This window comes from Amycolatopsis heterodermiae, assembly GCF_034929455.1.
In the GTDB taxonomy this organism is placed as follows: Bacteria; Actinomycetota; Actinomycetes; order Mycobacteriales; family Pseudonocardiaceae; genus Amycolatopsis; species Amycolatopsis heterodermiae.
In genome coordinates this window covers 103,451-116,779 of sequence record NZ_JAYFSI010000021.1, presented here as the reverse complement: position 1 = coordinate 116,779, position 13,329 = coordinate 103,451, and the positions used below count along the sequence as shown (strand labels likewise).

At 68.5% G+C, this 13,329-nt stretch carries 11 protein-coding genes; 3 read left to right on the top strand and 8 right to left on the bottom strand.

The genetic code is table 11. The features are described from left to right. Nucleotides 1-181: 181 nt before the first annotated feature. Together VA596_RS47745 and VA596_RS47740 are read left to right on the top strand one after the other, a co-directional pair. Entirely contained in the window at nucleotides 182-592 is a 411-nt protein-coding gene (locus VA596_RS47745) for an STAS domain-containing protein (RefSeq protein ID WP_323337181.1), read from the top strand. Between the two features lie 54 nt (nucleotides 593-646). Beyond that, nucleotides 647-1,654, top strand: a complete 1,008-nt coding sequence (locus VA596_RS47740) for a zinc-dependent alcohol dehydrogenase (protein WP_323337214.1) — start codon at nucleotides 647-649, stop codon at nucleotides 1,652-1,654. A gap of 853 nt (nucleotides 1,655-2,507) precedes the next feature. On the opposite strand, the gene VA596_RS47735 is transcribed toward VA596_RS47740, so the two are convergent. The 8 genes from VA596_RS47735 to VA596_RS50790 form a co-directional block, all read right to left on the bottom strand. Further along, nucleotides 2,508-4,211, bottom strand: coding sequence for a DUF6119 family protein (locus VA596_RS47735; RefSeq protein ID WP_323337179.1), 1,704 nt, complete (start codon nucleotides 4,209-4,211; stop codon nucleotides 2,508-2,510). A gap of 790 nt (nucleotides 4,212-5,001) precedes the next feature. Next, nucleotides 5,002-5,868: a 4-hydroxyphenyl-beta-ketoacyl-CoA hydrolase gene (gene couO / locus VA596_RS47730; RefSeq protein ID WP_323337177.1), complete on the bottom strand. Its 867-nt coding sequence runs from the start codon at nucleotides 5,866-5,868 to the stop codon at nucleotides 5,002-5,004. Between the two features lie 16 nt (nucleotides 5,869-5,884). After that, entirely contained in the window at nucleotides 5,885-6,778 is an 894-nt protein-coding gene (locus VA596_RS47725; RefSeq protein ID WP_323337175.1) for a 3-hydroxyacyl-CoA dehydrogenase NAD-binding domain-containing protein, read from the bottom strand. Then, nucleotides 6,775-8,700, bottom strand: a complete 1,926-nt coding sequence (locus VA596_RS47720; RefSeq protein ID WP_323337173.1) for an acetoacetate--CoA ligase — start codon at nucleotides 8,698-8,700, stop codon at nucleotides 6,775-6,777. The genes VA596_RS47725 and VA596_RS47720 overlap by 4 nt, the downstream gene beginning before the upstream one ends. Next, nucleotides 8,697-9,464 (bottom strand): crotonase/enoyl-CoA hydratase family protein, encoded by a 768-nt coding sequence (locus tag VA596_RS47715; RefSeq protein WP_323337172.1) that lies wholly within the window; start codon nucleotides 9,462-9,464, stop codon nucleotides 8,697-8,699. The genes VA596_RS47720 and VA596_RS47715 overlap by 4 nt, the downstream gene beginning before the upstream one ends. Continuing rightward, the gene (locus tag VA596_RS47710; protein WP_323337170.1) at nucleotides 9,461-10,945 is read right to left on the bottom strand and encodes an acyl-CoA synthetase; all 1,485 of its coding nucleotides are present in this window, start codon (nucleotides 10,943-10,945) and stop codon (nucleotides 9,461-9,463) included. Before VA596_RS47710 ends, VA596_RS47715 begins: the two co-directional genes overlap by 4 nt. Nucleotides 10,946-11,017: 72 nt before the next feature. Next, nucleotides 11,018-12,058: a cytochrome P450 gene (locus VA596_RS47705; RefSeq protein WP_323337168.1), complete on the bottom strand. Its 1,041-nt coding sequence runs from the start codon at nucleotides 12,056-12,058 to the stop codon at nucleotides 11,018-11,020. Nucleotides 12,059-12,133: 75 nt separating this feature from the next. Further along, nucleotides 12,134-12,211, bottom strand: coding sequence for a tryptorubin family RiPP precursor (locus VA596_RS50790; protein ID WP_410171999.1), 78 nt, complete (start codon nucleotides 12,209-12,211; stop codon nucleotides 12,134-12,136). Between the two features lie 315 nt (nucleotides 12,212-12,526). Between VA596_RS50790 and VA596_RS47700 the strand changes: the two genes are divergently transcribed. Next, complete coding sequence (locus tag VA596_RS47700; protein WP_323337166.1) at nucleotides 12,527-13,303, top strand: hypothetical protein; 777 nt, start codon at nucleotides 12,527-12,529, stop codon at nucleotides 13,301-13,303. The last annotated feature ends 26 nt before the right edge of the window (nucleotides 13,304-13,329 follow it).

Genomic DNA, 13,329 nt, shown 5'->3' with positions numbered 1-13,329 from the left:
TACCCCTCCTTCATGGGACAGGCGGCGGAGCGAGGCTCGCCCGATGGGCGGGGTTGCGACAGGAGGGCGGAGGGCTACGCTGCGAGGGTACGGTTCAGGCAACAGCCGTTCCCCCCATTCCGGTGTGCGTCCGAGCGGGAATCCCGCCCGGCACTCGATCTGTGAACGAAGGCGTCTGCCGATGTTGGTAGTGCAGCACCCCGCGACGGCGATCCCCGTCACCCGCGCGGGCCGAAGTGCGTTCGACATCAAGGTGATCCGCCCCTACTTCGGTGCCGTCATGGTCCGGATCCGGGGCGCCCTCGACGAAGAGAGCGCATCCCAGCTCGAGGCCGTCCTGGCCACCTGGGCCCACCGCAAGTTCCCCGTCCTGGTGCTCGACCTCTCGGAGGTCGACCTCCTGGACGCGGCCGGGCTGGCGGCGCTGGTCGACATCCACGACCGGACGCAGCGGGAGGTCACCACGCTGCGCGTCGTCCCGGGCGACAACCGGGTCGTGCGCCGGGCTCTCGCGGACAGCGGGCTCGACCACGCGCTCAACGTCAGCCCGCTGCCGGCGGGCTGGGAGCGCGCGACGGAGATCCCCGGCTGATCCGGCTGGCGCGCCGGCCCGCACCCGGGTGAGACTGCCCGGGTGATCACCACCATGCGGGCCTTCGTGCTCACCGGCCCGCGGGAGTTCTCCGTGCGTGCCGTACCCGTGCCCGGGGCCGTCCCCGGCGAGGTCGTCGTCGACGTCGAACGGGCCGGGGTCTGCGGCACGGACGTCGAGTTCTTCACCGGCGAGATGGCGTACCTGCACCAGGGCCATTCGGCGTACCCGATGCGGCTGGGTCACGAGTGGTCGGGCACCGTCTCGGCGCTCGGCGACGGCGTCGACCCGGCGTGGCTCGGGCGCCGCGTCATGGGCGACACCATGCTCGGCGACCGGACCTGCCGCCGCTGCCGCAAGGGCCACCAGCACACCTGCGCGCACCGCGAGGAGGTCGGCATCCGCGGCGGGCGGGCCGGCGCGCTGGCCGAGCGGATCGCCGTCCCGGCCTGGTCGCTGCACGCGCTGCCCGACTCCGTCGACCCCGTCCTCGGCGCCCTGGTCGAACCGGGTGGCAACGCCCTGCGCGCCGCCCAGGCGGCCGACGTCGGCTCCGGCGACCGCGCGCTGGTGCTGGGACCGGGGACGATCGGCCTGCTGACGGCGCTGTTCCTGCGCGCGGCCGGCGCCGAGGTACACCTGCTGGGCCGCGACGAGCCCACCCTCGCCTTCGCCCGCACCCTCGGCTTCACGCACGCCTGGACCCGCGACACCCTCCCGGCCCTGCCCTTCGACGCGGTCGTCGACGCGTCCAACGCGGCCGAGCTGCCCGCGCTGGCCCTGGACCTGGTCGAACCGGCGGGCCGGGTCGTCTACATCGGACTGGCCGGCCGGCCGAGCCTGCTCGACTCCCGCTCACTGGTCTTGAAGGACGTGACGGCGGTCGGCATCCTCTCGGCGTCCCCGGGCCTGGCGGACACGATCACGGCGTACGCGAGCGGCGCGGTGGACCCCCGGCCCCTGGTCGCGGCCACGGTCGGCCTCGACGAGGTCGGCACGGTCCTGGCCGGGGAGCACCCGGCGGGGCCAGGTCCGAAGATCCACGTCGACCCGCGGGCCTAGCCAAAACGCAGGATCGTCTCCTCGCTTTCCGCGTCGCGGGCTGCCGCGGTGCCGACGACCGTGAAGCACGCCTTCTGCGGGACCTTCAATGATCCGGCGTTGTCTGCCATGATGCCGCCCAGGTATCCGTCCAGCCAGATTGCTGTTAACTCGTGGGGGCATCAGCCAAGACATCCTTGTCCTGCGCTGTCGGGGGTGTCGTCATCGTCGGGCGGTAGTCGGTACTTGTCGGGAAGCTTTCCTACGGTAAATCCCGAGCCCGGCTGCAGACACGCATGCCGCGATCCCGGTGGCGTCGATCGAGCCGAGGAATCCGGACATCAAACCAAGGACCTTGCCAGCCCGCTTGGCCAAGGCTCTGGGTCTCGGCTACCCATCCGACGAGAGTTCTAGCGAATGAGTGAATCTTGCCTAGCCGGGCGGGCGCTGCACCTTCGACGAGATCGATGCCCATGCCTCGCTGTCGAGCACGTCGGCGGACGGTAGTCTGGAGCTGCTCGCCGCGGGCCCCGCGGCTGGAAGACACGGTGGCCCCGGCGCGCAATCTACGTGAGACGGGGGAACGGCTGCGGTGGATTCGCCGGCCGAGGTCGCCGTAGGTATGACAGTGTGTAAATTTGTCGTCGCTGCGCCAAGCATTACCTTTGTTGAGTCTCGTGAGACGGATCGATATGGATAAAAAGCGAGTATCTCATATCCTATATCCGCTCGGTTCTGTGGGTGTGAATCTGGATTGCGAGGCCGTAGATGACTTTGTTCGGGTGCGGGCCGTTTGAGGTCGAGCATGTCGATCAAATAGTGCGCGGTTGTTGAATAGTCTTGAGGTGTCGTCTGGGGATTCTCGGGTTCGCATCTATGGGATCACGCTGATCTGCAGAGGAATGTTGGCCGATGCTAGCGAGATTGCGGCCGAGACCAGGGCCGACCGTGCAAATGTGAACAAGGTATCCGGTAAGAGCGGTTTGTCAGAGCGGTGGATCGCGTAAACCAGTCCATCTGGCCGGCTGCCGAGTGTATCGGCTCTGGCGGGGTCTTTGTCTCTGACCAGTTGAAGAAACTCTGTCCAAGTTGCTGGGTCGCTGAGACTCTCGGCTGCCACGAGTCCCTGCGCGAACAGGTGGCTGAGTACAGAGGAGCCGGTTTCGCTACTGACCTTCTTTACGTGGATGAGAACATTGCCGGGCCCGAGCAGATCACAAGTCTCAAAGCCTAGGGGGTGAACCCTGGTCCTGAGCAGCTTGCGGTCAAGGCATAGGAATCGGTTGTCCACAGTTGGGACGTACGTGTTGTAGTCGCGTTCATGTACTGAGTTGGTCTTGGCATTTAGCGGTGCTGCGTTCCAAAGTGGGAGTGTCCACGTTGGAGTATTCGCGAACGCGTCAGCGACGATCCGGTCCACGTGTTGCAAGTACTTGTCGCCCAATCGGTACCAGTCGCCGTCGAGGAGGATGTAGCGGCACTCGGGGTCGATGATCTCGGCGGCCATCCAGTGGAGCGCACTGACGTTTCCGCCGAGTGAGTGACCGTTCTCGTCGAGACCGTCGATGGTGCTGGAACGCAGAGTCCGAAGCTGGTCTTCGGGGGAGCGGCCCTGGAGACCAGAGCGAAGATTGTCGATGCCGAGGTCGTGAGTGTCGATCTGGGTGCTTCCGACGTGCCCTCGATAGACCTGCACGTCAGGACCATCATAGTATTTCGCTGGGTAGGCGATGCCGACCTCGCCTCGGTTTGTGTCCGGCTGTGCCAGCAGGTCGGCTGCTGTCGAGTCGAGTATGTCGTGCAGGTCGTGGCCGGGGGCAAGTCGGCGCACCCACTGCAAGGGCTCCAGTCGGTCCCGCACCTTCATTTGAGCGACAACCTGGGTCAGCTCCCGCAAGTCCGAGGTCAGGGATTCCCCCTGGATGCCCAGCGGAAGCTGGACGCCGTCGCCACACTCCAGGCTGAGCCGGAAGTTGCGGTAGGTGCCACGCCGCCGGACGTATGACAGGTCCACCGTCACGTCACCATGGACTTTGCCGCTCAGCTTGCGCACCAGTTCCGCATGCTCCCGCAGGCCGAATGCCCACAGGCCCTGGCCGCCAGGGACCATGTTCTGGTCAACCCTCGCCTTGGCGCTGAGTGCCCATCGCGTGATGCGACGGATCTCATCGGGGTCCAGTAGTCGAACTGCTACGTCGAGTCCAAACTCGCGGTCTAGCTTGCTATCCCGCAAGTATCGCCATCCGTGGCCAAACGTCAGGGCGTAGTTGACGTCATCGATTCGCAAGAATATAGCCGCGGATGCGGTCGTGCTGGTGAATCCGAGATCGACTCCGGTCAACGATTTGATGGCTGGCACCCAGTCCACTGCGTCCGCTGGAGACTCACCGGAAATGAGCAATCCTGAATTTGGCCCGACCCGAACTTCACGGCGGGTGAACGTTTCATGAGTATCTTCGAGTATCTTCGGTGCCGCAAGTTCTAGGAGAGAATCCGATGGGTACATCCGATACAGACTCATCTTTCGTGTTGGCGATAAGGTGGTGGGATCGCCAGATTCTATGAGGTCTTCGGTCATCTTGGATCGATATCAACACTTGGTCGTTTGGTCCATGGCTCGAGGGTACGATCACTCGATCGGTGCTTCAACGAGACCGTAGAGTTATCTGAATGGGGCAGAAACTGGTCAATTTATTGACAATCTTCCTTAGGTGTTCAATCTGGTTGAACACCTCTCGCAAGCATCTTGCCAAGTGTGCAGGTATCGAGCCTAAAGCCATTCGAAGTTATCGATATCGTGCTTGCTGTGGCCCCACTTGCCGTTTTGATGGGTGGACGTATCTGTTAACGCTCCCTCTGGTTGTGGCGCCAACAACTTGAGAGAGCATTCATTATTATTTATCCCGGTATCGATTATCCGGCTGGAGCGCCTGTCGATAAAACTCTTAGCATCTCGACGGAGCGCGGCTTTCGTTTGAAGATAATTCGGCGGTCCTGAGATTTTTGCCTGTTTAATTGGTTGCAAAACCCGCGGACTTCAATGTCGGCACTTCCTTCGCAATGCAATTAAGAAGGTTGCCTACTTCTCGCTTTGGCTCAGTCGTGCAAAATTAATTTCAAACACGGATGGTTGGTGTGGTAGCGACTGCTTGTGAGGGCTGCCTTGGGTTCGGGGTGCCCACTGGGCTGCGCACCCAAAATTTACGTATTTATCTAGTATGTCCTGGTTGAGATGCTTTCAAACAGCTTAAGCTTTGCATGTCGAACCGAGTGTCTGCGTTGTGTTGTCGAACAAAGGTCGTTCTGGGTTACTGCGTGGACCTACTCCGAGCCCTGCAGCTCGATGGCGCTCTCCGCCTGAGCGTGGCTCAGGACAGGCCGAGCATCCGGATCGCGTTGTCCTTCAGGATCAGGGGCCGGACCTCGTCCTTGATGTCCAGCTCGGCGAAGTCCGCCAGCCAGCGGTCCGGGGTGATGACCGGGAAGTCCGAGCCGAACAGGACCTTGCGCTTCAGCAGGGTGTTCGCCGCGCGGACCAGCTGGGGCGGGAAGTACTTGGGGGACCAGCCGGACAGGTCGATGTAGACGTTCGCCTTGTGCGTCGCCACCGAGATCGCCTCGTCCTGCCACGGCACCGACGGGTGGGCCAGGATGATCGTCAGGTGCGGGAAGTCCGCCGCGACGTCGTCGAGCAGCATCGGGTTCGAGTAGCGCAGCTTGATGCCGCGCCCGCCGGGCAGGCCCGCGCCGATCCCGGTCTGGCCGGTGTGGAACAGCGCCGGGACGCCGAGCTCGCCGATCGCCTCGTACAGCGGGTAGAAGCGCGGGTCGTTCGGCTCGAAGCCCTGCAGGCTCGGGTGGAACTTGAAGCCGCGGACGCCGTGCTCGGCGACGAGCCGGCGCGCCCGGTGCACGGCGGCCTTGCCCGAGTGCGGGTCGACCGAGCCGAACGGGATGAGGACGTCCGGGTGCGCGGCGGCCGCGTCGGCGATCTCCTCGCTCGACAGCGCGGGGTGCCCGGTCGCGGCCGGCGCCTCGACGGTGAACACGACCGCGGCCATGTTTCGCGCGCGGTAGTGCTCGGCGATCGCGGTCACCGTCGGCGTCCGGTCCTGGTCGGCGCGGAAGTACTTCGCCGACGCGTCGAGCAGCTCCTGGTCCAGCGCGAAACAGCCGTGGCCGTCCTGCTCGACGTGGGTGTGGACGTCGATGGCGGTCAGTGCGGAAAGGTCCACGAGGTTCTCCCGAGCGTCAGGGCAGGTCGGGCTGCGCGGCCTTGGCGGCCAGCAGCTGGGCGAGGACGGCGTCGCGGGCGGCGACGAGGCGGGCTTGGCCGGTTTCGGCGAGTTCGGCGTCGACCCCGGCGACGAGCGTCTCGGCGAGCTCCGGCGTCAGGTGCACCTGGCCGAGGTCACGCCACCACTCCTCGGTCGGCGGGCCGAGGTGCCGCAGGACGTGCGCCAGCCCGCCGGGGCCGCCGGAGAGGTGCTGGTTGACGAACGGGCCGAGCACCGCCCAGCGCAGCCCGGGCCCGTACGCGATGGCCGTGTCGATGTCGGCGACCGTCGCGACCCCGCGTTCGACCAGCGAATACGCCTCCTGCCACAGCGCGGCCTGGAGCCGGTTCGCGATGTGGCCGGGGACCTCCCGCGACAGCCGGATCGGGCGTTTGCCGACCGAGGTGTAGAACGCCACCGCCCGGTCGACGACCTCGGGCGCGGTGTCGCGGCCGGGCACGACCTCGACGAGCGGGATCAGGTGCGGCGGGTTGAACGGGTGCCCGATCACGACCCGCTCGGGGTGGCGCGGGCAGCCGCGGGCGATGACGCTGGGCAGCAGCCCGGACGAGCTGCTCGCCAGGACGACTTCCGGCCGCGCGGCCTCGTCGAGGACGGCGAACAGCGCGTGCTTGACGTCCTCGCGCTCCGGGCCGTTCTCCTGCACGAAGTCCGCGTGGGCGGCCGCTTCACCGGCGTCGGCGACGAACCGCAGGCGATCGGTCGGTGTGCCTTCGAGAGCGCCGCGCAACCGTTCTTCGGCGCCCGGGGCCGGATCGGTGGCCACGACGTCGAGGCCGTTCGCGAGGAAGAGCGCGGTCCAGCTCGCGCCGATCACGCCGGTGCCGACGACCGCGACGGTGCTCATGCGCGCGCCTGGAAGGGGTCGAGGGCCGTCGGATCGGCCAGGACGTCGCGGCCGACGACGTCTTCGGGGCGAGCGCCGAGGAGGATTTTCTTCACGGGCAGCTCCAGTTTCTTCCCGGTGCGGTTGCGGGGGATCACCGGGACGGCGGTGATCTCGTCCGGCACGTGCCGCGGCGACAGCGCGCTCTTCAAGACGCTCTTGATGCGGTGGCGCAGGTCGTCGTCCAGAGCGCCGTCGTGCAGCACGACGTAGAGCCGCAGGTCGCCGTTGCCGCCCGCCGGGTCCTCCAGGTGCACCACGAGGGAGTCGTCGACCTCCGGCAGCTCCTCGACGACCGTGTAGAACTCGGCCGTGCCCAGCCGGACGCCGCCGCGGTTGAGGGTGGCGTCCGAGCGGCCGGCGATGACGCAGCCGCCGTCCGGCGAGAACCGCACCCAGTCGCCGTGCCGCCAGACGCCGGGGTAGTCGGCGAAGTACGTTGCGCGGTAACGAGAATCCGGGTCGGTGACCGGCCGGTCGCCCCAGAACCCCACCGGCATCGACGGCATCGGCGCGGTGATCACCAGCTCACCCAGCTCGCCGACGACCGGCTCGCCGCGGGAGTCGAACGCCTTCGCGTCGACGCCGAGACAGGGCCCCGAGATCTCCCCGGCCCGCACCGGTTGCAGGGGACTGCCCTGGACGATCCCGCTGCAGACGTCGGTGCCGCCGCTGCCGACGTTGAGCAGGACGCCGGGGAACCGCTCGGCCACCCACCGGTAGCCCTCGGCGGGCAGCGGGCTGCCCGCCGAGCCGATCTGGCGCAACGCCGACAGATCGAGGTCCGCCGCCGGGTCGAGACCCGCTTTCCGGCACGCCATCAGGAAACCCGGGCTGGCGCCCATCAGCGTCGCGCGGGTTTCCGCGGCGAGCCGCCACTGCCAGGCGAGGTCCGGGTGCAGCGGGTTGCCGTCGACCAGGACGATGGACGCGCCGGTCAGCAGCCCCGACAGGAGCGCGTTCCACATCATCCAGGCGGTGGTGGAGAACCACAGCATCCGGTCGCCGGGGCGCAGGTCCCAGCTGAGGCCGTGGTTCTTGAGGTGCTCCAGCAGCAGCCCGCCGTGGCCGTGCACGATCGGCTTCGGTTTTCCCGTGGTACCGGAAGAAAACAGGACGCACAGCGGGTGCGCGAACCCGACCGGCTCGAAGCCCGGCTCACCCGGGTTGCCGAGCAGCTCGGTCCAGCCACTGGCGTCGTCGCCGTACGCGACGTGGACGACGTGCTCGAGGGTCGGCAGCCCGGCCACGATCTCCGCGACTTCACTACCGCGATCGACGTCCTTGGTGCCGTACCGGTACCCCGAGACGGTCAGCAGCACCTTCGGCTCGACCTGCCCGAACCGGTCGATCACCGCGCGGGCCCCGAATTCCGGCGCGCACGACGCCCAGACGGCGCCGAGGCTGGCCGTGGCGAGGTACGCGACGACGGTCTCGGGAATGTTGGGCAGGTAGGCGACAACGCGGTCGCCGCGTCCGACTCCCAGCCGCCTGAGACCGGCGCGGGCTTTCGAGACTTGGTCGCGAAGCTGCGCCCAGGTCAGCTCGACGCGCTCGCGGGTCTGCGAATAGGCGATCACCGCGACCTCGTCGTCCGGCCGGTGGCCGAGTGCGTGTTCGGCGTAGTTGAGCGTGGCGCCCGGAAACCATTCGGTGCCCGGCATCCGCGGGTCGGGGACGACCGCGGTCTCGGGCGTGTGGAAGCGGACCCCGAAGTAGTCGCGGATCGACGACCAGAAGCCGTCGAGATCGGTCACCGACCAGCGGTGCAGGCTCGCGTAGCCGTCGAAGTCGAGGCCGCGCCGGGTGCTCAGCCAGCCGAGGTAACGGCCGATTTCCGTGGTGTCGCGGACGTCGTCGGCGACGGGCCGCAGGGGCGTCACCGGGCGACCTTCGCCGCACGCTTGTCCAGGAACGCCCGCATCCGGTCCTGGGCCTCGGTGCTGCCGCTGGCGACGGCCGCCATCAGCGCCTCCAGCAGGTACCCCTCGGCCGGGTTGGCCTCGGCGATGCGCGGCAGCGCCTGCAGCACCGCGAACGTCGTGATCGGCGACGTCGCGGCGATCTTGCGGGCCAGGCCGAGCGCGTGCTCCAGGCCCTCACCCGGCCCGACGAGGTAGTGCGACAGCCCGGCGGCGTGGCCCTCGCCGGCGTCGAGGACGCGGCCGGTGAGCATCAAATCGGTCATCCGGTGGGCGCCGATCAGCCGCGGCACTCGCACCGAACCGCCACCACCGACGAACAGCCCGCGCTGGCCCTCCGGCAGCGCGTAGAACGCCGTCGGCTCGGCGACCCGGATGTGCGTGGCCGACGCGAGTTCGAGGCCGCCGCCGATGACCGCGCCCTTGAGCACCGCGACGACCGGCACGCGCCCGCGTTCGATCCGCTCGAACGCGCGGTGCCACATCATCGAGTGCTGCAGGCCCTCGAACGCGTCCCGCTCGGTGAGTTCCGACAGGTCGAGCCCGGCGGAGAAGTGGTCGCCCTCGGCGTCGAGCACGACGGCTTTCACCCCAGCCGGCGGGTTGCCGAAGAACGTCTCGAGGCCCAGGACGGTGGCGTCGTCGAGCGCATTGCGCTTCTTCGGCCGCGACAGCCGCAGCACGGCGACGTAGTCGTGCAGTTCGAGGTCCAGTGTGCCGATCATCGGGCTCCGTAGGTTTGGGCGGCTTGCTTGCGCAGCTCGACGCGGCGGATCTTGCCGGTGGCGTTGCGCGGCAGCGCGTCGACGAACCGGACGTACTTCGGCACCTTGTAGCGCGCCAGGTGCTGTTCCAGGTGCGCGCGGAACGCGGCTTCGTCCGGCTCCGCGCCGTCGCGGGCCACGACGTAGGCCGCGCCGACCTCGCCCCAGCGCTCGTCCGGCACGCCGACCACGGCGCACGCGTCGACGGCGTCGAGCTGGACGGCGATCGCCTCGATCTCGGCGGGGTAGACGTTCTCGCCGCCGGAGATGATCAGGTCCTTGACCCGGTCGACGATGTGGGCCCAGCCGTCGTCCTCGACGCGGACGACGTCCCCGGTGCGGAACCACCGCTCGTCGACGAAGCTCGCCGCCGTCTCCTCGGGCCGGTTCCAGTAGCCGGTGAAGACGTGCGGGCCCCGGACGAGCAGCTCGGCGGGCTCGGCGCTCAGCGGTCTGACGCCGTCGGCGGCGACGTCGGTGAAGAAGTGCGGCACCCCGGCGGCGACGGGGTGGTCGAGCGTGCCGTCGTGGGTGGCCATGAAGACGCCGGGGGAGGCCTCGGTCATGCCGTAGCCCTGCAGCAGCCGGACGCCGCGGTCGAGCCACGCCCGCGCGACGCGTTCGGCCACCGGTGAGCCGCCGTAGAGCACGCAGGTCAGCGAGCCGAGGTCGGTGGCCGCCCACGTTTCGTGGCGGCACATCATCTCGAGCATCGTGGGGACGGCGGAGAAGCTCGTGATCCCGGCTTCGGCGATGCGGGCGAGGATCGTCCCGGCGTCGAACCGGGCGACCGGCTCGACGCTGCCGCCCTTGAACAGCGTCGGCAGCGTGATCTGGCCCAGGCCGACGCAGTGGAACAGCGGCGCGATGCAGAGGGCCTTGTCGGTGCCGAGGACGTCCAGGTGGGCGAGCTGGTTGACGGTGTTCCAGGTCAGGTTGCCGTGGGTGAGGACCGCCGCCTTCGGGCGGCCGGTGGTGCCGGAGGTGTAGAGCAGCAGGCAGGGGTCGTCGAGGCCGACCTCGGGTTCGGGTGGTGGTCCTTCGGTGAGGTCTCCGGTCTTCACGACCTGGAGCTCGTGGGGGCCGGCCGCGGCGACGAGATCGTCGGCGTCCGGGCTGTGCACGAGGACCGACGCGCCGCTGTCGCCGAGCATGTAGCGGATCTCGGCGGGGGAGAGCCGATAGTTGAGCGGCACGAAGATCGCGCCGCAGCGGGCGGTGGCGAAGAGCGTCTCGAACACGCTGATGTCGTTGACGCCGAGGTAGGCGACCCGGTCGCCCGGCCGCACGCCGCGCCGGGTCAGGTCCCCGGCCAGCCGCTCGACGCCGTCGGCGAGCTGGGCGTAGGTGAGGGTGCGCCCGGCCTGCGTCAACGCGGTGCGGCCGGGGTCGATCCGTGCTCGCCGCGCCGGCCAGCTGCCCAGGCCGAAGTCCGCGCTCATCCGCTCGCCTCCTGATATCAGGAACCCTGATACGAATCAGGATGCGCGCGGGCCGCGGCGGGTGTCAAGTGTTCAGCGGCGGACGACCTTCAGGTCGGCCACCTCCAGCAGTCCGTCCAGCTCGACGTGGGCCTTGCGCTGCCGCGGGTCGGGGGCCAGGCCCTCGGCGCGGACGACGTCCAGCAGGCGGCTGGCCAGCGGCAACACCATGTGACGGCCCCAGCAGCGTTCACTCACGTGGCCGAACGGCAGGTATCCCGGCTGGGTGTCGGCGTCCAGGTCCGCCCAGCGCTCCGGGTGGAACTCGTCGGGGTCGTCCCAGAGCGCGGGGGAGCGGTGGCTGACGATCGGCAGCAGCAGGAGGTCGTCGCCGGGGGTGATGCGCGCGTCGACCTCGGTGTACTCGGGTGAGCGGACGCGCAGGATGTTCCACGACGGCGGCAGCAGCCGGAGGGCCTCGTTGATGACGTGCTCGTTCGGGACGTCGTCGGCGAACGGCGCGCCGAGCCAGACCGCGTTGGTGACCAGGGCGGCGACGGTGAAGCAGATGGGCGCCGCGACGCGGCGGTAGAGGTACATCCGGAAGCGGCGCTCGGCGAAGTCGTCCGCCGCGAGGACGTGGCGCGCGAGGGTGGACAGCTCCCGGCCCTCGGGGGACGGCGGCAGCACCGCGGACCCGGTGGTGACGGCCGACCAGGTGAGCTTCGGGGTCAGCTCCAGCCGCCGGTCGACGAGGGTCCGGAACCGGCGGGTTTCGGGGCCGAACACCAGGTCACGCAGGTGCGCGTGGGGTACCGCCGGCCACTTGCCGGTGAGGTCGGGGCGGCCCACGGGCTTCTTGAGCGCGGCCCGGACGTCGGCGCCGACGGCCTGCATCAGGCCGGCGGACTCCGTCCGGGTGACGCGGCGCCCGAGGACCGGCTTGAAGGTGGGCCGTTCCTCGGCGTTCGCCGGCCGGGCCTTCAGCAGGGCGTTCATCAGCTCGGGGTCGGCGACGCCGATGGTGTCCGGTTCGAGCCGGAAGAGCTCACCACCCCGGTGCTCCCGCAGCAGCTGGTCGATCCGGGGCGCGAAGACGGTGTGTTTTGTCCGGTTGCCGGCGGAGATAACCACTTTTTTCGCGCTCCTTCGAAGAAACGGAGGGCCGGTTCCGGAGATCCCGGAACCGGCCCGGATCCGGTGTGTGGATCAGATCCAGCCGTACCAGGCGTAGGCCTTCAGGCTCTTCGAGGGGAGCGCTTTCTTGACGAGACGAACCAGCTTCATCGAGTGACTCCTTCGTTCGTGTGAAAGGGATCCCGCGGTAGCGGCCACCCGGGGACCACAGTACGGGGACCGCGTGCCGGTTGGTCAAGAACGAACTTCCGATTGTCCGTTCCCTGTCCGGTTACCGGTGTGCGGGAATGCCCTACGAACGTCGGTATTGCCTGTCGATGTATTCGATGATAGGGAATGGTTTTACACACACGTATTTCATTCTTCACATTCGTGTCTCCGGCGGCATGTTCGAGACCGCCTCCGGCTGGGTAGCCAGGGAGGAAGCGGGCGACGCCCGCCGAGACGAGTGGAGAGGTGAAGCTCATGGGCGACGCTGCGGTCGGGCAACGAGTGAAGACGGCGGCGGCCGGCGTGCGGGAGCTCGCCGTCGAGGCCGCGCGAGTGGGTGCGGACGCGGCCGCACGGGCGGTGGAGATCACCGACCGGAAGGTGGCCGAAGGAGCCGACGAGCTCGCGGCGGTGGGCCGCAAGGCCACGAAGGACTGGGACAAGGGCACGCGGGCGTCCCGCCGCGAGCTGCGGGTGAACTCCGTCGCCGCGCGCGACGAGGTCCTGGCCCGCGCGGCGAAGATGCGCGACCCGGGCCGCAAGGCCGCGGAAGCGGTCGCGGCCGTGGTGAGCTCGACGGGCGATTCGAGCCGCAAGCGCCGCAAGACGGTGGCGACGGCGAAGAAGGACCTGACGGCGGCGCTGGCCGAAGCGAAGAGCGCGGCCAAGGGCGAGCGCGACCGCAAGCCGCGCTGGCCGTGGCTGGTGGCCGTGGCGGTCGTCGGTGCCGGGGTGGCGGTCATCCTGCGGGCCAAGCGCACCAACCCGCTGGTCGAGCAGGACAAGTTCGAGGGTGCGACGCCGAAGGAAGAAGCGGTGGCCCGGGTGAACGGCCACGCGGCCACTCCCCAGGAGGCGCCGAAGCCGCCGGTGACACCGGTCGCGACCCCGCCGAGCACCGCACCGAAGCCCCCGGTGACCCCGCCGAAGCCGGCGGTCGGCGCAGCCAAGCCCCCGGCGAAGCCGACGGCCGCCCCGGACAACGGCACGAAGAAGCCGGCGGCGAGCCCGGAGAACACCCCGAAGCGGTAGTGGTTCTTCGCTGAGTTTCGCGGCTG

What these genes read in the sequence shown, in the direction of transcription:
- VA596_RS47745 (WP_323337181.1), top strand. Translation starts at nt 182, where the DNA reads ATGTTGGTAGTGCAGCACCCCGCGACGGCGATCCCCGTCACCCGCGCG.
- VA596_RS50790 (WP_410171999.1), bottom strand. Translation starts at nt 12,211, where the DNA reads ATGAAGCTGGTTCGTCTCGTCAAGAAAGCGCTCCCCTCGAAGAGCCTG.
- VA596_RS47700 (WP_323337166.1), top strand. Translation starts at nt 12,527, where the DNA reads ATGGGCGACGCTGCGGTCGGGCAACGAGTGAAGACGGCGGCGGCCGGC.
- VA596_RS47715 (WP_323337172.1), bottom strand. Translation starts at nt 9,464, where the DNA reads ATGATCGGCACACTGGACCTCGAACTGCACGACTACGTCGCCGTGCTG.
- VA596_RS47725 (WP_323337175.1), bottom strand. Translation starts at nt 6,778, where the DNA reads ATGAGCACCGTCGCGGTCGTCGGCACCGGCGTGATCGGCGCGAGCTGG.
- VA596_RS47740 (WP_323337214.1), top strand. Translation starts at nt 647, where the DNA reads ATGCGGGCCTTCGTGCTCACCGGCCCGCGGGAGTTCTCCGTGCGTGCC.
- VA596_RS47710 (WP_323337170.1), bottom strand. Translation starts at nt 10,945, where the DNA reads ATGAGCGCGGACTTCGGCCTGGGCAGCTGGCCGGCGCGGCGAGCACGG.
- VA596_RS47735 (WP_323337179.1), bottom strand. Translation starts at nt 4,211, where the DNA reads ATGACCGAAGACCTCATAGAATCTGGCGATCCCACCACCTTATCGCCA.